Annotated in this window: 17 protein-coding genes; 6 read left to right on the forward strand and 11 right to left on the reverse strand. The window is 60.4% G+C overall.

Going from position 1 to position 20,292, the window contains the following annotated elements; translation table 11 throughout:
• Positions 1-36: 36 nt before the first annotated feature.
• From glpK to glpD, 3 genes are all read left to right on the forward strand, one after another.
• The gene (glpK, locus tag AC3IX1_RS23010; protein WP_056726149.1) at positions 37-1,542 is read left to right on the forward strand and encodes a glycerol kinase GlpK; all 1,506 of its coding nucleotides are present in this window, start codon (positions 37-39) and stop codon (positions 1,540-1,542) included.
• A gap of 95 nt (positions 1,543-1,637) precedes the next feature.
• A complete protein-coding gene (locus tag AC3IX1_RS23015; RefSeq protein ID WP_007971301.1) occupies positions 1,638-2,393 on the forward strand; it encodes a DeoR/GlpR family transcriptional regulator in 756 nt (251 codons plus the stop codon).
• A gap of 294 nt (positions 2,394-2,687) precedes the next feature.
• Positions 2,688-4,226, forward strand: coding sequence for a glycerol-3-phosphate dehydrogenase (glpD, locus tag AC3IX1_RS23020; protein ID WP_489385939.1), 1,539 nt, complete (start codon positions 2,688-2,690; stop codon positions 4,224-4,226).
• 67 nt (positions 4,227-4,293) lie between these two features.
• On the opposite strand, the gene AC3IX1_RS23025 is transcribed toward glpD, so the two are convergent.
• From AC3IX1_RS23025 to AC3IX1_RS23035, 3 genes are all read right to left on the reverse strand, one after another.
• Positions 4,294-5,400 carry an NADH:flavin oxidoreductase/NADH oxidase gene (locus AC3IX1_RS23025; protein WP_056726151.1) on the reverse strand — a complete coding sequence of 369 codons (1,107 nt, stop codon included), beginning with the start codon at positions 5,398-5,400 and terminating at the stop codon, positions 4,294-4,296.
• 276 nt (positions 5,401-5,676) lie between these two features.
• Positions 5,677-7,386, reverse strand: coding sequence for a single-stranded-DNA-specific exonuclease RecJ (gene recJ / locus AC3IX1_RS23030; RefSeq protein WP_489385940.1), 1,710 nt, complete (start codon positions 7,384-7,386; stop codon positions 5,677-5,679).
• A gap of 66 nt (positions 7,387-7,452) precedes the next feature.
• Complete coding sequence (locus tag AC3IX1_RS23035; protein ID WP_007971297.1) at positions 7,453-7,995, reverse strand: YaeQ family protein; 543 nt, start codon at positions 7,993-7,995, stop codon at positions 7,453-7,455.
• 147 nt (positions 7,996-8,142) lie between these two features.
• On the opposite strand from AC3IX1_RS23035, the gene AC3IX1_RS23040 reads away from it, so the two are divergent.
• Together AC3IX1_RS23040 and AC3IX1_RS23045 are read left to right on the forward strand one after the other, a co-directional pair.
• The gene (locus tag AC3IX1_RS23040) at positions 8,143-9,342 is read left to right on the forward strand and encodes a CaiB/BaiF CoA transferase family protein (RefSeq protein ID WP_489385941.1); all 1,200 of its coding nucleotides are present in this window, start codon (positions 8,143-8,145) and stop codon (positions 9,340-9,342) included.
• Positions 9,296-10,264, forward strand: coding sequence for a TIGR02285 family protein (locus AC3IX1_RS23045; protein WP_489385942.1), 969 nt, complete (start codon positions 9,296-9,298; stop codon positions 10,262-10,264). The genes AC3IX1_RS23040 and AC3IX1_RS23045 overlap by 47 nt, the downstream gene beginning before the upstream one ends.
• A gap of 169 nt (positions 10,265-10,433) precedes the next feature.
• Here the strand turns inward: AC3IX1_RS23045 and AC3IX1_RS23050 are convergent, their stop codons facing one another.
• The 6 genes from AC3IX1_RS23050 to xerD form a co-directional block, all read right to left on the reverse strand.
• Entirely contained in the window at positions 10,434-10,721 is a 288-nt protein-coding gene (locus AC3IX1_RS23050) for a DUF3509 domain-containing protein (RefSeq protein ID WP_046041997.1), read from the reverse strand.
• A gap of 161 nt (positions 10,722-10,882) precedes the next feature.
• Positions 10,883-12,238 (reverse strand): transporter substrate-binding domain-containing protein, encoded by a 1,356-nt coding sequence (locus AC3IX1_RS23055; protein WP_489385943.1) that lies wholly within the window; start codon positions 12,236-12,238, stop codon positions 10,883-10,885.
• Positions 12,239-12,357: 119 nt separating this feature from the next.
• Positions 12,358-13,767, reverse strand: coding sequence for a threonine synthase (gene thrC, locus AC3IX1_RS23060; RefSeq protein WP_075945553.1), 1,410 nt, complete (start codon positions 13,765-13,767; stop codon positions 12,358-12,360).
• 66 nt (positions 13,768-13,833) lie between these two features.
• Positions 13,834-15,138: a homoserine dehydrogenase gene (locus tag AC3IX1_RS23065; RefSeq protein ID WP_007998527.1), complete on the reverse strand. Its 1,305-nt coding sequence runs from the start codon at positions 15,136-15,138 to the stop codon at positions 13,834-13,836.
• A gap of 134 nt (positions 15,139-15,272) precedes the next feature.
• Entirely contained in the window at positions 15,273-16,004 is a 732-nt protein-coding gene (gene dsbC, locus AC3IX1_RS23070; RefSeq protein WP_489385944.1) for a bifunctional protein-disulfide isomerase/oxidoreductase DsbC, read from the reverse strand.
• Positions 16,005-16,260: 256 nt separating this feature from the next.
• Entirely contained in the window at positions 16,261-17,157 is an 897-nt protein-coding gene (gene xerD, locus AC3IX1_RS23075) for a site-specific tyrosine recombinase XerD (RefSeq protein WP_489385945.1), read from the reverse strand.
• A gap of 107 nt (positions 17,158-17,264) precedes the next feature.
• Between xerD and AC3IX1_RS23080 the strand changes: the two genes are divergently transcribed.
• Positions 17,265-19,067 (forward strand): cation:proton antiporter, encoded by a 1,803-nt coding sequence (locus AC3IX1_RS23080; protein ID WP_489385946.1) that lies wholly within the window; start codon positions 17,265-17,267, stop codon positions 19,065-19,067.
• 75 nt (positions 19,068-19,142) lie between these two features.
• Here the strand turns inward: AC3IX1_RS23080 and rplS are convergent, their stop codons facing one another.
• Both rplS and trmD read right to left on the reverse strand, forming a co-directional pair.
• Positions 19,143-19,493, reverse strand: coding sequence for a 50S ribosomal protein L19 (rplS, locus tag AC3IX1_RS23085; protein ID WP_003175895.1), 351 nt, complete (start codon positions 19,491-19,493; stop codon positions 19,143-19,145).
• Between the two features lie 45 nt (positions 19,494-19,538).
• The gene (gene trmD, locus AC3IX1_RS23090) at positions 19,539-20,291 is read right to left on the reverse strand and encodes a tRNA (guanosine(37)-N1)-methyltransferase TrmD (protein ID WP_007897583.1); all 753 of its coding nucleotides are present in this window, start codon (positions 20,289-20,291) and stop codon (positions 19,539-19,541) included.
• Position 20,292 lies beyond the last annotated feature (1 nt).

Below are 20,292 nucleotides of genomic sequence, written 5' to 3' on the forward strand. Positions count from 1 at the left end.
AGACCTCACTCCCTTATTTCGTCCAAGGCAATCGACATGACCGACACACAGAATAAGAACTACATCATTGCCCTCGATCAGGGTACGACCAGCTCCCGCGCGATCATTTTCGACCGCGACGCGAACGTGGTCTGCACCGCCCAACGGGAGTTCGCCCAGCATTACCCGCAAGCCGGCTGGGTCGAACACGATCCTATGGAAATCTTCGCCACTCAAAGCGCCGTGATGGTCGAGGCCCTGGCACAAGCCGGCCTGCACCACGACCAGGTAGCAGCCATCGGCATCACCAACCAGCGCGAAACCACCGTAGTCTGGGACAAGAACACCGGCCGCCCGATTTACAACGCGATCGTCTGGCAGTGCCGGCGCAGCACCGAGATCTGCCAGCAACTCAAGCGCGATGGCCACGAGCAATACATCAGCGACACCACCGGCCTGGTCACCGACCCGTATTTCTCCGGCACCAAGCTCAAGTGGATCCTCGACAACGTCGAAGGCAGCCGCGAACGCGCGCGCAACGGTGAACTGTTGTTCGGCACCGTCGACAGCTGGCTGATCTGGAAATTTACCGGCGGCAAGGTGCATGTCACCGACTACACCAACGCTTCGCGCACCATGCTCTTCAACATCCACACCCTGGAGTGGGACGCGAAGATGCTGGAGGTGCTGGATATTCCGCGCGAAATGCTGCCGGAAGTTAAATCGTCCTCGGAAATTTATGGCCGTACCAAAAGCGGCATCGCCATCGGCGGCATCGCTGGCGACCAGCAAGCCGCCCTGTTCGGCCAGATGTGCGTCGAGCCAGGCCAGGCGAAAAACACCTACGGCACTGGCTGCTTCCTGTTGATGAACACTGGCGACAAAGCGGTGAAATCCCGACACGGCATGCTCACCACCATCGCTTGCGGCCCACGTGGCGAAGTCGCTTACGCGCTGGAAGGCGCGGTGTTCAACGGCGGCTCTACCGTGCAATGGCTGCGTGACGAACTGAAAATCATCAATGACGCCCACGACACCGAATACTTCGCCAACAAGGTCAAGGACAGCAACGGCGTGTACCTGGTGCCGGCCTTCACCGGTCTTGGCGCTCCCTATTGGGACCCGTACGCCCGTGGCGCACTGTTCGGCCTGACCCGTGGCGTACGCGTGGATCACATCATTCGTGCCGCGCTGGAGTCGATTGCCTACCAGACCCGCGACGTGCTCGACGCCATGCAGCAGGACTCCGGCGAACGCCTCAAGGCCCTGCGCGTGGACGGCGGCGCAGTGGCCAACAACTTCCTCATGCAGTTCCAGGCCGACATCCTCGGCACACAGGTCGAGCGTCCGCAAATGCGCGAAACCACGGCATTGGGTGCGGCTTACCTGGCAGGCCTGGCCTGTGGCTTCTGGGGCAGCCTGGAAGAGTTGCGCGGCAAGGCTGTGATCGAACGCCAGTTCGAGCCGACGCTGGATGAAACGGCGAAGGAAAAACTCTACGCAGGATGGAAAAAAGCGGTCAGCCGCACCCGCAATTGGGCGGCTGAAGACGAGGCTGAATAAGCCAGCCTGAGGACTCGCATCAGCATGTAACTGGCAGGGAGTGGATTCGTACGGCATCATGGGCAAATTTTGCACGGCAGCCCAAAGGACGCCCCATGAATCTGCCTCCCCGTCAGCAGCAAATCCTCGAACTGGTCCGCGAACGCGGCTATGTCAGCATCGAGGAAATGGCCACGTTGTTTGTTGTTACCCCGCAGACCATCCGCCGCGACATCAATCAGCTCGCGGAAGCCAATCTGTTGCGTCGCTACCACGGCGGCGCGGCTTACGACTCCAGCGTTGAAAACACCGCCTACGCCATGCGCGCCGATCAGATGCGCGATGAGAAACAGCGTATCGGCGAAGCCATTGCCGCACAGATTCCCGACCATGCCTCGTTGTTCATCAACATCGGCACGACCACCGAATCCATTGCCCGGGCACTGCTCAATCACAGTCACCTGAAGATCATCACCAACAACCTGCACGTCGCCTCCATGCTCAGCGCCAAGGACGATTTCGACGTGCTGCTGACAGGTGGCAACGTACGCCGCGACGGCGGAGTGGTGGGTCAGGCCAGCGTCGACTTCATCAACCAGTTCAAGGTCGACTTCGCCCTCGTCGGCATCAGCGGCATCGATGAAGACGGCAGCCTGCTGGACTTCGACTATCAGGAAGTGCGGGTATCCCAGGCGATCATCGCCAATGCCCGGCAAGTGATCCTCGCGGCCGACTCCAGCAAGTTCGGGCGCAACGCCATGATTCGCCTGGGGCCGATCAGCCTGGTCGATTGCCTGGTCACCGATCAGCAGCCTTCGCCGGCACTGGCGCAGTTGTTGAACCAGCACAAGGTTCGGCTGGAGGTCGTTTAACCCCACCATCTCCAGTGCCTACACTGGCGCTATCGCGGGCAAGCCCGCTCCCACAGGTCCCGTGTGATCCTTGTGGGAGCGGGCTTGCCCGCGAAGACGATCGCACATACAGCATCCCTCTTGCGCCATAACGCGCATCAAAATGTTCGTAAATTTTCCTTTAACGGCCCTTCGATGAGTATTTTCAATCGAAGCTGACTGGCTGTGGGCGTCTTTATGGGCTAGTATTTTCGCAAATGAACATTAATGTTCGAATTCAAATACAGAACATCAAAGAACTCCGAGGCCGAGCCGATGCCCACTTCCACCTTGCCCACGCCCCCTCTCGCCGAGGTCTACGATATCGCCGTCATCGGTGGCGGAATCAACGGCGTGGGGATCGCAGCGGACGCCGCCGGACGCGGTCTCTCGGTGTTCCTTTGTGAAAAGGATGACCTGGCCAGCCATACCTCGTCGGCCAGCAGCAAGCTGATTCACGGTGGCCTGCGCTACCTCGAACATTACGAATTCCGCCTGGTGCGTGAAGCCCTGGCCGAACGCGAAGTGCTGTTGGCCAAGGCTCCGCACATCGTCAAACAGATGCGTTTCGTGCTGCCACACCGCCCGCACCTGCGCCCGGCGTGGATGATCCGCGCCGGTCTGTTCCTCTATGACAACCTGGGCAAGCGCGAGCAACTGCAAGGTTCGAAAAGCCTGAAGTTCGGCCCTGACAGCGCGCTCAAAAGCGAGATCACCAAGGGCTTCGAATACTCCGATTGCTGGGTCGATGACGCGCGCCTGGTGGTGTTGAACGCCATGGCCGCCCGGGAAAAAGGCGCCCACGTTCACACCCAGACCCGCTGCGTCAGCGCGCGCCGCACCAAGGGCCTGTGGCACCTGCACCTGGAACGCGCCGATGGCAGCCTGTTTTCGATCCGCGCCAAGGCATTGGTGAACGCGGCCGGGCCATGGGTCGCCAGGTTCATTCGCGATGACTTGAAGATGGAATCGCCTTACGGCATCCGCCTGATCCAGGGCAGCCACCTGATCGTGCCGAAACTGTACGAAGGCGAACACGCGCATATCCTGCAAAACGAAGATCAGCGCATCGTGTTCACCATTCCGTACCTGAATCACTTCACCCTGATCGGTACCACCGACCGCGAGTACACCGGCGATCCGGCGAAAGTGGCAATTACCGACGGCGAAACCGATTACCTGTTGAACGTGGTCAACGCCCATTTCAAAAAGCAAATCGGCCGCGACGACATCCTGCACAGCTATTCCGGTGTGCGCCCGCTGTGCAACGACGAATCCGACAACCCGTCGGCCGTGACCCGCGACTACACTCTGGCGCTGTCTGGCACCGGCGAAGAGGCTCCGTTGCTTTCGGTGTTCGGCGGCAAGCTCACCACCTATCGCAAACTGGCCGAGTCGGCGCTGGCGCAACTGGCACCCTACTTCAAGCACATCAAGCCAAGCTGGACCGCCAGCGCCACGCTGCCGGGCGGTGAAGACATGACCACCCCGCAGGCCTTGAGCTCGCGTATCCGCGACAAGTTCGACTGGGTTCCGAGCGAGATCGCTCGCCGCTGGGCCACCACCTACGGCAGCCGCACCTGGCGCATGCTCGAAGGCGTCCAGGACCTCAGCGATCTGGGCGAGCACATCGGTGGCGGTCTCTACACCCGTGAAGTCGATTATCTGTGCAGCGAAGAATGGGCTACCAGCGCCCATGACATCCTCTGGCGTCGCAGCAAGCTCGGCTTGTTCACGACGGTGGCCGAACAGGAAAAGCTCAAGGGCTACCTGAACCAGGTCGAACAGAACCGCAGCAAGATCGAAGCGGCCTGATCGGTCACCGGCATAAACAAAAGCCCCTGGATCTTGCGATTCAGGGGCTTTTTCGTATCGATGGATTTCAGTCGCGCAAATCCGATTCATGAATCGGCTGCTCACGGTGAGTCGCCCGCTGATACTGCGCCGGCCACACGGCCTTGTGCCCGCCCAGATCGTCATCCGCGTGCAGCGCCCAGTACGGATCGCGCAACAACTCACGAGCGAGGAAGATGATGTCCGCCTGACAAGTGCGCAGGATGTGCTCGGCCTGGGCCGGCTCGGTGATCATGCCAACGGTGCCGGTAGCCATGCCCGACTCCTTGCGCACACGCTCGGCGAAGCGGGTCTGGTAACCCGGCCCTGTGGGAATCTCCGCATTCACCGCCGTCCCGCCCGACGAGACATCGATCAGGTCGACCCCCAGGGCTTTGAGGCGGCGAGCCAGTTCCACGGTTTCATCGGGGTTCCAGCCGTCTTCCACCCAGTCGGTGGCCGAGACCCGGACAAACACCGGCAACTCTTCAGGCCACACCGCTCGCACCGCTTCGGTGACCTGCAGCACCAGACGAATACGATTTTCGAACGAACCGCCATATTGATCGCGACGCTGATTGCTCAACGGCGACAGGAACTGATGCAACAGGTAACCATGGGCCGCGTGCACTTCGACCACCTTGAAACCGGCCGTCAGTGAGCGTTTTGCCGCATCGACAAAGGCCTGAATGACCTTGGCGATCTCGCCGTCATCGAGTTGCCTGGGTTGGGTGTGCTGTGGATCGAATGCAATCGGTGAAGGGCCGACCGGCACCCAGCCGCCCTCATCGGGCTTGACGCTGCCATGCTTGCCGAGCCACGGCCGGTAGGTGCTGGCCTTGCGCCCGGCATGGGCCAGTTGAATGCCGGCAACGGCGCCCTGGGCGGTGATGAAGCGGGTGATGCGTTGCAGGGGTTCGATCTGTTCGTCATTCCACAGACCGAGGTCCTCGGCCGTGATACGCCCGTCGGCGGTGACCGCCGTGGCTTCGGTAAACACCAGCCCGGCCCCGCCGACGGCGCGGCTGCCAAGGTGGACCAGGTGCCAGTCATTGGCCAGGCCATCGGCACTGGAGTACTGGCACATCGGCGATACGGCAATGCGGTTGGGCAGGGTCAATTGGCGAAGGGTAAAGGGTTCAAGCAGCAGACTCATGGGGCACCTCTCGAATCAGTGGGCAGGCTCCAGGTTCTGTTTGAATAGTCGACGAGTGACAGGAAAAAGGTACAACACCCGCCCCCGCGGGCAAAAAATTCGACAAGACGTCACAAGGCCAAAATCAAGCAGTGCTTAGAGCCTAGTCGACATCGACGGATGTCGCCCCCTTGTAGGAGCGAGCTCGCTCGCGATGGACGACAGGACACCGCGGGGTATCAGGTTCCCAGCGCCATCGTTCACGTCCATCGCGAGCAAGCTCGCTCCTACAGGGGTTCAACGCGGTTCGATGTGGGCAATCATCAATTGAACCGTCTCGTTGCCACGAAACTCGTTGAGGTCGAGCTTGTAGGCCAGTTCCACCCACTTGATGGTCGGATTCGGCCAGATGTCGCGGTCGATCCCGAAGGCAATGCCGTCGAGTTTCACCGAACCACATTCACTTTTGAGCACGACTTTAAGGTGCCGTTCGCCAACGACGCGCTGCTCGACCAACTGGAACACCCCATGAAACAACGGCTCCGGGAAGTGCTGGCCCCAAGGGCCGGCATGCCGCAGGGCACGGGCCAGTTCCAGGTGGAACTCTTCCACCGCCAGGGTGCCGTCCGACAACAGGCGACCCGTCAGGTCTTCTTCACGCAGTTGCCGGCGCACTTCAGCGTCAAAGGCTTCAGCGAACAAGGGGAAATTCGCTTCCGGCAGCGTCAGGCCGGCCGCCATCGCGTGGCCACCGTATTTGGTGATCAGATTCGGATGCTGCGCCGCCACCACGCTCAAGGCGTCGCGGATATGAAAACCCTGGACCGAACGCCCCGAGCCCTTGAGCAAACCATCCCCGGCATCGGCAAAGGCGATGGTCGGGCGGAAATAGCGCTCTTTCATCCGTGACGCGAGGATACCGATGACACCCTGATGCCACTCGGGATCGAACAGGCACAAGCCGAACGGCATCGACTCCACCGGCAGATCCTTGAGCTGCGCCAGCGCTTCACGCTGCATGCCTTGCTCGATGGACTTGCGGTCCTGGTTCATGCCGTCCAATTGAGCAGCCATCTCACGGGCCAGACCGGCGTCTTCGGTCAGCAGGCATTCGATGCCCAGGCTCATGTCGTCCAGGCGCCCCGCTGCGTTCAGGCGTGGGCCGACAATGAAACCCAGATCGGTGGAGGTGATGCGCGCATGATCGCGCTTGGCCACTTCGAGGATCGCCTTGATCCCCGGCCGGGCACGTCCGGCGCGAATCCGTTCCAGGCCCTGATGCACCAGAATCCGGTTGTTGGCATCCAGCGGCACCACGTCGGCCACGCTGCCCAAGGCCACCAGATCGAGCAACTCGCCGATATTCGGCTGCGGTTTGCTTGTGTACCAGCCCAGCTCGCGCAACCGCGCACGCAGGGCCATCAGCACATAGAAAATCACCCCGACACCGGCCAGCGCCTTGCTCGGAAACTCGCAACCGGGCTGGTTCGGATTGACGATGGCATCGGCCAGCGGCAGCTCGTCACCGGGCAAGTGGTGGTCGGTGACGAGCACCTTGAGCCCGGCCTTTTTCGCCGCTGCCACGCCTTCGACGCTGGAGATGCCGTTATCGACGGTAATCAGCAAATGCGGCTGACGCTCAAGCGCCACCGCTACGATTTCCGGTGTCAGGCCGTAGCCGTAGTCGAATCGGTTGGGCACCAGGTAATCGACATGTGCCGCACCCAACAAACGCAGGCCCAGCGTGCCCACGGTGCTGGCCGTCGCGCCGTCGGCATCGAAGTCGCCGACGATCAGAATGCGCTGGCGCTGTTCGAGCGCAATCACCAGCAGATCCACGGCGGCATCGATGCCCTTGAGCTGCTGGAACGGAATCAACCGCGCCAGGCTCTTGTCCAGTTCCGCCTCGGACTGCACGCCCCGCGCCGCGTACAGGCGGGTCAACAGCGGCGGAATATCACCGAGGAATGGCAGGGTGTCGGGCAGCAGGCGAGGTTCGATGCGCATGGGGTGAAAGATGCTTCTCTTCAATACGTAGGATAAAACCGGGTGACGCGGTGCAGCAGCGAAAAATCAGCCGCGCTCACCGGCCAGCCACTGCAACTGAACTTCGTGCTGACCACGGTCGTCGGTGACGAAGATCGTCCCTTCGCTGATCATCACGTCCCACTTGATGACGCGGGGCATGTCCTTGGCCAGGGTTTCCAGGACTTCCTGAGGCACCGCAGCGATGTTGACGTTCTTCAGGTTTTTTACCGCCGGCACCACTTTGCCTTCCCACACGCGCAGGCTGCCATAGGCCAGCAGGCTGGTACGTTCAGTGCGGCGCGAGCACCAGGTCAGGCGCTCGGCATCCGGTTGGCCGACTTCGATCCAGTGCAGGACGCGGTCATCCAGGCTTTTTTCCCACAAGGCAGGTTCATCCACTTCCGACAGACCACGGCCAAAAGACAGCTGCTCGTTGTACCAGAGGGCGTAGGCCAGCAGGCGCACGGTCATGCGCTCTTCGGTTTCCGAAGGGTGACGGGCGATGGTCTGCTTCACGCTCTCATAGACGCTGCGGTCGAGGTCGGTGAGGTTCAGTTCAAACTTGTAGGTCGTGGACGGCTGGGCCATGAACGGGCTTCTTGATACGAGGAAAGGCGGCAAGTCTAACCGATGCGACGGGCAATCCACGAATTGAACACAATCAAGCGGGAGCGTCTGACAGTCGGCTATGTTAAAACTCTGTATTCGCTCAACCTTTGCCCCACAGGATCCAGCATGCCGTTCACCGCCAAACCGCTTTCCGGTCTGAAAGTCATCGAATTGGGCACCTTGATTGCCGGCCCGTTTGCCTCGCGCATTTGCGCGGAATTTGGCGCCGACGTGATCAAGATCGAATCCCCGGATGGCGGTGATCCATTGCGCAAATGGCGCAAGTTGTATGAAGGCACTTCGTTGTGGTGGTTCGTCCAGGCCCGCAACAAAAAGTCCCTGACCCTCAATCTCAAGCACCCCGACGGTCATGCGATCCTGAAGCAGCTGCTGGGTGAAGCCGACATTCTGATCGAAAACTTTCGTCCCGGCGTCCTGGAAAAACTCGGTCTGGGCTGGGACGTTTTGCACGCCTTGAACCCGAAACTGGTGATGGTGCGGCTGTCGGGTTTCGGCCAGACCGGCCCGATGAAGGATCAGCCCGGCTTTGGCGCGGTCGGTGAATCCATGGGCGGCCTGCGCTACATCACCGGCTTCGAAGACCGGCCACCGGTGCGCACCGGCATTTCCATCGGCGACTCGATTGCCGCGCTCTGGGGCGTGATCGGCGCGTTGATGGCCCTGCGTCATCGCGAAGTCAACGGTGGCCAGGGGCAAGTGGTGGACGTGGCGCTGTACGAAGCCATCTTCGCGATGATGGAAAGCATGGTCCCGGAGTTCGACGTGTTCGGCTTCATCCGCGAACGCACGGGCAATATCATGCCGGGCATCACCCCCTCCTCGATCCACACCAGTGCCGATGGCAAGCACGTGCAGATCGGCGCCAATGGCGACGCGATTTTCAAACGCTTCATGCTGATCATTGGCCGGGAAGACCTGGCCAACGACCCCCAGCTTGCCAGCAACGATGGCCGCGATGCCCGACGCGACGAGATTTATGGCGTCATCGATCGCTGGGTCAATTCATTGCCGCTGGACAGGGTGCTGGCGCAGCTCAATCAGGCCGAGGTGCCGGCCAGCCGGATCTTCAGCGCCGAAGACATGTTCAATGACCCACAGTACCTGGCGCGGGAAATGTTCCTGCAAGCCAAGTTGCCGGACGGCAAAGACTTCAAGATGCCGGGCATTGTGCCGAAACTCTCAGAGACACCCGGGGAATGTGAATGGGTCGGGCCACAACTGGGTGAGCACAACGCACAGGTACTCCAGGAACTAGGCTATGACGCGACGCAGATCGCACAGTTGCGCAAAGACGGAGCCATCTGAACTGAGGCGCCGGCCTGCATGGGCCATTGGACATTGCCCGTCACGCGGCGGGTGGCTGCTGTGCGTGCTGGCGATTTCGCTCCTGCTCCTTGATCCGATCCCCTCAGCCCTGGCGCAAACCAGGGAAACCCTGATCTGGCTCAAACGCGACCTGCCGCCGCTGACGATCTTCGACGGCCCGAAAAAGGGCCAGGGCGTGATCGATCAACTGCTTCCACTGTTGATTGCCGGCATGCCGCAATACCAGCACAGCGTGATGAGGGTCAATCGCGCGCGTGGATTGCAAATGCTCCACGAGCCGTCCCTCGTCTGCGACGCGGCGCTGAACTGGAGCAAGGAACGGGAACAGTGGATCGCCTTTTCCATCCCGGTCTTCCGCGCCATGAGCAATGGGTTGGCCGTGCGGCGCGTCGACCAGGAAGTGCTGGCGCCCTTTATCAAGGACGGCGAAGTGGACCTGGCAGAGCTGCTCGCCAGCGGCAGCGAAAAACTGGGGATTATTGCCGAGCGCAATTACGGCGAATACCTCGACGGCCTGCTCAAGCAAGCGCCAGCCGACGCGCTGACCGCTCATTACGGTAACGACGCCTTGGGCAGCCTGCTGCAGATGCAGCGCCTGGGACGCTTGCGCCTGCTGTTGGGTTATCGCCCGGAAATTCGCTACCAGGCCTCGCTGCAAGGCATTGCCGAGGATGAATTGCAGTTCTATCCGATCCGTGGCACGGGCAAATACCTGTCCGGTTACATCGGTTGCACCGACACGCCAAAGGGCCGGCAGGCCATTGTCGAGATCAATCAGGTGCTGCGCACCCTTCCCCGCGAACGCCTTGACGAGGCCTATGCCGCCTGGCTGGATCCGGAGAGTCGTAGCCAGTACCTGAAAGACACCAAGACGTTTTTCGACAATCTGGCGCAGCCCTGACAAATCCCGGGCAAAAGAAACCCCGAGAAGTGGGGAGACGACTCGGGGTTAAACGTGGTCTGTTTGGAGACCAGTAGCAGCAAGCTACAAGCACCGGAGCACAATGCTTGATCCCGCTGTTACAAGGTCTGACTGACCTGGGCGCGGGAAGGTTCCCACAAAAGTCCGTTCAATTGCGGCTGGCCAGCAGCTTGTCCTGCGCCGCATTGCGCAATGCCGCGATGACACAAGGCTCAAGGCGTCCTTCAGCGATCAGCACGTCGCGATGCAAACCGTCGACCACATCCGTCAGCAGGCGTTTGTCATTCAACTGGGCCTGATTGAACTCGCGCTCGACCACGGTCGCGCCGATAGCATTCTTCAGGGTCACCCGGCATTCGCCACGAATGCCTGACGGGGTCAACGTAACCTGATACGGGCTCAGCGCCTCACCGAGCAACAGACTGATACTTTCCATCCCGATCACCACTCAATAGTCCGAAAACAACGTGCCTGGGGCATGCCTGCAACAAATGACCGCTGGCCCGAGAAGAAAGTTCTGGATACCTACCGCAGGCGAACCTGCAACCCAGTCAAGTGAGCATGCACGGCGAACATGACAGAGAAAAAACGCCACCATCACGCCTGTCGGGTGCGCCGGGCGATGTCGGCCCAGCCTCCCAACAATCCCCGTAGCTGGCCATCGGCCGTGTAAAACGGCACCGTCCACTGGTAGATATCCCTGACACCGTCCTTGAACATCAATTGACGCTCGAAGAAGCGCGATCTGCGCGTACTCATTTGCGCCATGTACTCGGCATGCAGCAGTTCCGCGGTTTGCCTGGGCACGGCATCGATCTCGATCAACTGCCGCCCCTGCATCCGGTCAAAACGCGTCGACAAGGCGTCCTCATAACTTTTGTTGCACATGATCAAGCGCCCTTGCAGATCACGGACAAACATCGGATCTGGCATGGCATCCATCAGGGCATGCTGGAAGGCGAGCTGATCGCGCAGACTGCTTTGGGCCTCGACCCGTTGCCTGACCACCACCGCCAACCGCCGATTCCAGAGCACGGACAACAGGCCGAACAGGCTGACCACCAACACACCCCAGCAAACCCACTGGTCAATCCGCTGCCAGAGGCCGGGTGCCTTTGGCACGGTAGCGCCGCCGAACCACTTCAGGCGAAGGACGCGCAACTCCCTTTCAGGAAACGCCTCAAGCGCCTTGTTGAGGATACTCAGCAATTGCGGCTGGCCTTCGCGCACCGCCAGATAATCCGCATCCCATTTGCCCGGCACCACGGCGCCGATCTGCAGCCGGCCCGACGGAATAAGCCGGGCGCCGATTTCGCTTTCGATGGTGGCGTAGGCTTCACCGCTTTCCACCCAGGCACGGGCTTCGGCGTAGGTTTTGACCGAACGCAACTCGATGGACGGGTAATTGCGACGGATCATCGCTTCCAGTGCATGCCGGGTCGGCAGCACCAGCACCCGCTTCGTCAAATCCTCCAGCGACTGCACCGGCGGTGCTCCGGCCTGCCCGACAAAAACCCATCCGGCACCGCCGTACGCATGACTGAAATCGAGAAACGCCTTGCGTTCGTCATTCATCGCCAGGGTCGTACTCAAATCCGCAGCGCCGCTTTCCAGATGGGCCAGCATCTGATCGGTGGAAAAAGACTCTTGGTAAACGAACTGCAACCCCGTCATCTCACTGATGCGCTTGAGCAGGTCACTGTTCAAGCCCGTCCATTGGCCATGTTCATCCTTGAACAGGTACAACGGGTATTCCAGTGCCGTGACCACGACCTGTGGATGGCTGGCCATCCATTGCAACTCCTGGTCATCCAGGACGACCATTGCACGTGCGACAGGCTTTCCACGCTCCTGAATCGATACAGGGTTCGCCCCTCCCCATTCGGCGATTCCCAGCATGCCGAATAAAAACAGCCAGCACGCGACTGGCTTGAACACACTTGTAAACAGCATTCCCACGTCCTTGGTGATTCACTCGCCCGTCCTTTCGCGGCGATAACTCGACAATTGTGCATGCAGAAATGAAAAAGCCCGTCAGGAGACGGGCTTCAAAATGTTACAGCACTGACCGGTTACAGTGGCTTGCCGCGGTTGCCATGCTGACTGACAAAGGCCTGCACGGCTTTCAGGTCATTTGGCAATACGGTGCAACGTTCGTCTCGCTCAAACAAATCAGAAAGATGTACCGGCAGTTCGAGAGCTTTTCCTACACCGGCTTTTTCCACGGCGTCCGGGAATTTGACCGGGTGGGCGGTGCCCAGGATCACCATTGGAATATCCAGACTACGACGGCATTCCCGCGCAGCTTTCACGCCGATGGCCGTGTGCGGATCCAGTACTTCGCCAGTCTGCTCGTAGACTTCGGCGATGGTTTCGCAGGTTTGCGCGTCATCCACGGCCAGCGAGTCGAACAACTTGCGGGCTTCGGTCCAGCGCTCTTGCTCGACACTGAAACCGCCGCCCTGCTTGAACGAATCCATCAGCCCGGCGATGGCCGCGCCGTTGCGACCGTGCAGGTCGAACAGCAGGCGCTCGAAGTTCGACGACACCATGATGTCCATGGACGGCGACAGCGTGGCGTGCAGGGTTTCCTTGACGTACTGGTTGCCGCTCATGAAGCGGTGCAGGATGTCGTTGCGGTTGGTGGCGACGATCAACTGGTTGATCGGCAGGCCCATGTTGCGCGCCAGGTAACCGGCGAAGATGTCGCCGAAGTTGCCGGTCGGCACCGAGAACGACACCGAACGCGCCGGGCCGCCCAGTTGCAGGGCTGCGTGGAAGTAGTAAACGATCTGGGCCATGATCCGCGCCCAGTTGATCGAATTCACCGCAACCAGGCGAGTGCCCTTGAGGAAACCCTGGTCGGCGAAGCTCGCCTTGACCATTTCCTGGCAGTCATCGAAGTTGCCTTCGATGGCGATGTTGTGGATGTTCTCACCGAAGATGGTGGTCATCTGCCGACGCTGCACTTCGGACACCCGGTTGTGCGGGTGCAGGATGAAGATGTCGACGTTTTCGCAGTGCTTGCAGCCTTCGATCGCGGCCGAACCGGTGTCACCGGAGGTGGCACCGACGATCACCACGCGCTCGCCGCGCTTTTCCAGCACGTAGTCGAGCAGGCGACCGAGCAGTTGCAATGCGAAGTCCTTGAACGCCAGGGTCGGGCCGTGGAACAGCTCCAGCACCCATTCGTTGCCGTTCAGCTGACGCAGCGGCGCAACGGCGCTATGGGCGAATACACCGTAGGTTTCTTCAAGAATCTTTTTGAAATCGGCATCGGGAATGCTGCCGGTGACGAACGGGCGCATGACGCGGAAAGCCAGCTCGTGATACGGCAGGCCGGCCCAGGAAGCGATTTCTTCCTGGGTGAAACGTGGCAGGTTTTCCGGGACGTACAGACCGCCGTCGGTGGCAAGGCCTGCCAGCAGGACGTCTTCGAAATTCAGGGCCGGTGCCTGGCCGCGGGTACTGATGTAACGCATGACTGACTCCAATGGACAGTGTTCGTAGTGCCGGGCCCGCAAGCGAGCCCGGTCAACGATATCGGCTTAGTTCAGGTGCTCGACACGGATCCGAACGACCGGACCAACCACACCCGCCAGGGCTTCCAAAGCAGCGATGGCGTCGTTGATGTGCTGTTCCAGCACGCGGTGGGTCAGCAGGATCATCGGCACCAGGCCGTCGTGCTCCTCGGCTTCCTTCTGCATGATCGACTCGATGTTGATGCCGCGCTCCGAGAGGATGCTCGCAACCTGAGCCAATACGCCCGGATGGTCCTTGGCCTGAATACGCAGGTAGTAGGCGCTTTCGCAGGCTTCGATCGGCAGGATCGGGTGAGCCGACAGCGAATCCGGCTGGAATGCCAGGTGCGGTACGCGGTTTTCCGGGTCGGAAGTCATGGCGCGGACCACGTCCACCAGGTCGGCGATCACCGACGAAGCGGTCGGCTCCATGCCGGCGCCGGCGCCGTAGAACAGGGTCGATCCAGCAGCATCGCCGTTGACCATCACCGCGTTCATCACGCCGTTGACGTTGGCGATCAGGCGATCGGCCGGGATCAGCGTCGGGTGTACCCGCAGTTCGATACCGGCCGCGGTGCTGCGCGCCACGCCCAGGTGCTTGATGCGGTAGCCCAGCGCTTCGGCGTAGTTCACGTCGGCGGTGGTCAGCTTGGTGATGCCTTCGGTGTAAGCCTTGTCGAACTGCAACGGAATACCGAACGCGATGGACGCCAGGATCGTCAGCTTGTGAGCCGCGTCGATACCCTCGACGTCAAAGGTCGGATCGGCTTCGGCGTAACCCAGGGCCTGGGCTTCGGCCAATACGTCTTCGAAGGTGCGACCCTTCTCGCGCATTTCCGTCAGGATGAAGTTGCCGGTGCCGTTGATGATGCCGGCTACCCAGTTGATGCGGTTGGCAGACAGGCCTTCGCGGATCGCCTTGATCACCGGGATGCCACCAGCCACCGCCGCTTCGAACGCAACGATCACGCCCTTCTCGCGGGCCTTGGCGAAAATTTCATTACCGTGAACGGCGATAAGCGCCTTGTTCGCGGTGACCACATGCTTGCCATTCTCGATGGCCTTGAGTACCAGCTCGCGGGCAACGGTGTAGCCGCCCATCAGCTCTATAACGATGTCGATCTCAGGGTTCGTGGCCACTTCGAAGACATCGTTGGTAATCGCAATACCGGTCGTTTGGAACTGAGGCTTTGGCGTGCGCATGGCAATTTGTGCCACTTCGATCCCACGCCCGGCACGACGAGCAATTTCCTCGGCGTTGCGCTGAAGTACGTTGAAGGTACCGCCACCGACGGTTCCTAACCCACAGATGCCTACTTTGACCGGTTTCACTGTGAACTCCCCATAAAACGGCCGACTCGAGGCCGGCCGTGAAAACAACCGCATACTCGCGGTTCTCTATTGATGGCCCGGCGAATGTCGCTGCCGGACCATGATCGTCATTGGCTGACCGTGACGATGCGAATTTACTTCGCGCCCAGCGCCAGTTTGGCGACTTGTGGCGCAGGCTGGTAGCCCGGAATGACCTGACCGTCGGCCAAAACGATGGCCGGTGTGCCGTTCACGCCGATCGACTGACCGAGTGCAAACTGTTTGGAAACCGGGTTATCGCACTTGGCGGCCTTGATTTCCTTGCCGTCGACCATTTTGTCCATGGCCGCTTTCTTGTCTTTCGAGCACCACACCGCTTGCAGCTGCTCGTCACCCGGCGAGCCCAGGCCCTGGCGCGGGAACGCGACGTAACGCACTTCGATGCCGCGCTTGTTCAGCTCAGGCACTTCAGCGTGCAGCTTGTGGCAGTACGGGCAGGTGGTGTCGGTGAATACGGTGATGTGCGACTTGGTTTCGCCAATGGCCGGGTAGACGACGGTTTCGGCAACCGGGATGGCGTTGATCAGTTTGGAGATGCCCAGGCGCTCGGTCTTCTCGGTCAGGTTGACCGGCTTGCCGTCCTTGAGATCGAACAGGTAGCCCTGGACCACGTACTGGCCGTCGGCGCTGGCGTACAGCACACGGCTGCCCTTGAGTTTGACTTCATACAGGCCGGGCATCGGGCTGGCGGTGATGGTCTCTACCGGCACTTCGAGCTGGAGGTTTTCCAGGCTTTTACGAATGGCTTTGTCGGCCGCGTCATCGGCGACGGCAAAGGTGCTGACCAACGCAATGGCTGCGGCGGCGAAAATCTGGGTCAGACGCATGAGAACTCCTGAAGGCGAACATATGGGACGATCAGAACGCCCGTGCCGAAACACCGGGTCATAACCGCCCATCGTGCAAACCGCCCAAGCCTATCACATAAGGCCCCTGTGGCGAGGGGGCTTGCCCCCGTTCGGCTGCGCAGCAGTCGTAAATCCGGGCAACTCGGTGAATCTGAACGATTGCAGGGGGCTGCTTCGCAACCCAACGGGGGCAAGCCCCCTCGCCACAGGCCCGTATTCCATTTGAAGCACTGCGTCAGCCCCGCGGGTGATGCCTGGCATGCAGATCCTGCAACCGCGCCCGGGCAACATGGGTATAGATCTGCGTCGTCGACAAATCGCTGTGCCCCAGCAGCATCTGCACCACCCGCAGGTCTGCGCCGTGGTTGAGCAGGTGCGTGGCGAAGGCATGGCGCAAGGTGTGCGGCGACAGCGACTTGCCGATCCCGGCCACCTTGGCCTGGTGCTTGATGCGGTGCCAGAAGGTCTGGCGGGTCATCTGCTCGCCACGCAGGCTCGGGAACAACACATCGCTGGGACGCCCGCCAAGCAGTTCGCTGCGGGCATCACGCATGTAGCGTTCGACCCAGACAATCGCCTCCTCGCCCATCGGCACCAGCCGTTCCTTGCTGCCCTTGCCCATCACCCGCAACACGCCTTGACGCAAATTGACCTGTTCCAGGGTGAGGCTGATCAGCTCGGTCACCCGCAAGCCGCAGGCGTACAGCACTTCAAGCATGGCCCGGTCGCGCTGGCCGATGGCCTCACTCAAATCAGGCGCCTTCAGCAAGGCTTCCACATCCGCCTCGGACAAGGACTTTGGCAGCGGCCTGCCGAGTTGCGGCATATCAACGCGCAATGTCGGATCGACCGAGATCATCTTTTCCCGCAGCAGGTAACGATAAAAGCCACGCACCCCCGAGAGAAATCGCGCAGTGGAACGAGGCTTGTAGTTTTGCTCCAGGCGCCAGGCCAGGTGGTCGAGTATCAACTCACGCCCGGCATTGACCAGCTCCAGTCCTTTGTCCTGCAGCCAGCCGTTGAACAGCGCCAGGTCACTGCGATAGGCATCGCGGGTGTTATCGGAAAGGCCTTTCTCCAGCCACAGGGCATCGAGGAATTGGTCTATCAGCGGGTGATCGATGGCAGGCATGGGTACTCGAATCATGCAGCCTTGAGGCCGCGCACAAAATTAAAATTGGACATGGAAACGGCCGCTAGTCTTTCATAGGCCGCCATTTCAAGGAACAGGGAGCAGCAATGAGCGAGCAGCAGATTTTATTGGCATTTGGCGGGATAGGCGCGGCGGCGCTGCTTTGCCAATGGCTGGCCTGGCGCTTGAAACTGCCGGCGATTCTTTTCCTGCTGCTGACCGGCATCCTGGCCGGCCCCGTGCTGCACTTGCTCGACCCGCAGGAGATGTTCGGGCCACTGTTGATGCCGCTGGTGTCCCTGGCGGTGGCGCTGATCCTGTTCGAAGGCAGCCTGACCCTGCATCTGTCCGAGTGGCGCGAAATCGGCAGCGTCGTCCATCGCCTGGTCACCATTGGCGCCCTCTCCACCTGGGTGGTCATTGCTGTCGCCACTCACTGGCTGCTGGATTTCGACTGGATGCTGGCCATCCTGTTCGGCAGCCTGACCCTGGTGACCGGGCCGACCGTGATCGTACCGATGCTGCGCGTCGTGCGCCCGAAAGCGTCGATTGCCAACATCCTGCGCTGGGAAGGCATTGCCATCGACCCCATCGGCGCCCTGCTGGCGGTGGTCGTCTATAGCTTCATCATCGCCAGCTCCGAAGGTAACGGCCTCGAGGAAAGCCTGCTGACCTTCGGTGGCGTGATTTTGTGCGGCAGCCTGTTCGGTGTTTTTGGTGGCTGGTTGCTCGGTACCCTGATTCGCCGCCAGTGGCTGCCGGAATACCTGCACAACCTGGCAGCCCTCGCGGCAGTCCTGGGTATTTTCATTGTCTCCAACGAAGTCACCAACGAATCCGGGTTGCTGGCCGTGACCTTGATGGGCATGTGGCTGGCCAACATGAAAGGCGTCGACGTGCGGCACATCCTGCACTTCAAGGAGAACCTCAGCGTGCTGCTGATCTCTGGCCTTTTCATTCTGCTGGCGGCCCGGCTGGACCTGAACGCCATGATCGGCCTCGGGCCGCTGGTGCTGATTTTACTGCTGGTCATTCAGTTCATCGCCCGCCCCTTGAATGTGCTGCTGAGCACGGCGGGCTCCAGCCTGGGTTGGCGCGAGCGAGCGCTGCTGGCATGGATTGCCCCAAGGGGCATCGTGGCAGCGGCGGTGTCGGCCATCTTCGCCATTCGCCTGCATGAGGCCGGTCATCAGAGCGCACTGCTGCTGGTGCCGCTCACCTTTGCGGTGATCATCGGCACAGTGGTGTTGCAAAGCGCAACGGCACGACCGCTGGCTCGCCTGCTGAAGGTGGCGGAACCGGCACCGAGCGGCTTCCTGATCATCGGCGCCAACGGACCTGCACGCACGCTGGGCAAGGCCCTGCAACAACTGGGCAGTCGGGTGCTTTTGACAGATTCGAGCTGGGAAAACATTCGCGCAGCCAGGATGGAAGGTTTGCCGACCTATTTTGGCAACCCGGCGTCGCAACATGCCGACGCGCACCTGGATCTCGTCGGCCTCGGGCATTTGCTGGCGCTATCACCATCGGGTGAAATGAATACGCTGGCGCTGATGCGCTTTCGTCATGAACTGGGCCATCAGCGCATGTTCGGCCTGGCCAGTGGCCAGGAAAGCCGCCGTACCGACAAGCATCGCACCAGCCTGGAACATCGCGGCAATCAACTGGGCAGCGAAGCGCTGACCTACGCCAAACTCGCCAGCCAGCTGAGCCAGGGCACCGAGTTGTACAGCACAACGTTGACGGACGGCTTCAGTTGGGACGACTACCGCGCGTTGCATGGCGAGCGAGCGACCTTGCTGTTCGTGCGCGATGACAGCGGTTGGGTGCACGTCGTGACGCCGGAAAGCACGATCAAGCCCGCGGCGGGGTGGACGTTGTTGGCGTTGATCCAGCCCGAGACGGTGTAAATCCAGACGGGCACCAAATCGCAGGCAACAAAAAAGCAGCCCGCAGGCTGCTTTTTTTTGCATCGGAAGCTGGACTTAAGCCAGTTTTTCCTTGATGCGAGCTGCTTTACCCGACAGGTCACGCAGGTAGTACAGCTTGGCTTTACGTACGTCACCGCGACGCTTGACAGCCATGCTGTCGATTTGCGGGGAGTAGGTCTGGAAAGTACGCTCTACGCCAACACCGTTGGAGATTTTACGAACGGTGAATGCACTGTTTACGCCGCGGTTACGCTTGGCGATAACAACACCTTCGAACGCTTGCAGACGCGAACGGTCGCCTTCCTTCACTTTCACCTGAACGACAATGGTGTCGCCCGGGGCAAAGGTAGGGATCTCTTTGGTCATCTGCTCTGCTTCGAGTGCAAGGATGATTTTGTTAGTCATGCTGTGCTCCTAAGGTAAATCGTCGGATCTACCATCGATACGTTGTTAACTATCGTCCCGCTCGCGGATGTATTCCTCGAGCAGCTTCTTCTCTTCTCCAGAAAGCGAGCGGCTTTCCAGAAGATCGGCGCGTCGTTCAAAGGTCCGACCAAGGGACTGCTGTAAACGCCAACGCCGGATGTGCGCGTGATTGCCACTTAGCAATACGTCGGGAACACGCTGATCCGCATACACCTCCGGTCGGGTGTAGTGCGGGCAATCCAGCAAACCATCCGTAAAGGAATCTTCCTCGGCGGAGTCCGCATGCCCTAAAGCTCCAGGCAGCAGTCGTGTAACCGCATCGATCAGGACCATCGCCGGCAGCTCGCCGCCAGACAGTACATAGTCGCCAATCGACCACTCTTCATCGACATGAGCATCAATAAAACGCTCGTCAATGCCTTCATAGCGGCCGGCAATCAGGATCAATGCATCCAGATTCGCCAACTCGCGTACCGCCGACTGAGTCAGTTGACGGCCTTGGGGGGACAGGTAAATTACCTTCGCCGCCTCCCCGGCTGCTGCCTTGGCCTGAACCAGAGCATCTTCCAGGGGCTTGATCTTCATCACCATGCCCGGACCACCGCCAAACGGGCGATCGTCCACAGTGTGATGTCGATCCGTCGTGTAGTCTCGCGGATTCCAACAGGTGAGCTGCAAGAGCCCCTGTTTCACCGCCCGACTGGTGATGCCGTACTCGCTGATGGCGGAAAACATCTCGGGAAACAGACTGATCACTTCTACGCGCAAGTTAGCCACG

The organism is Pseudomonas sp. KH_046_2 (genome assembly GCF_057838985.1).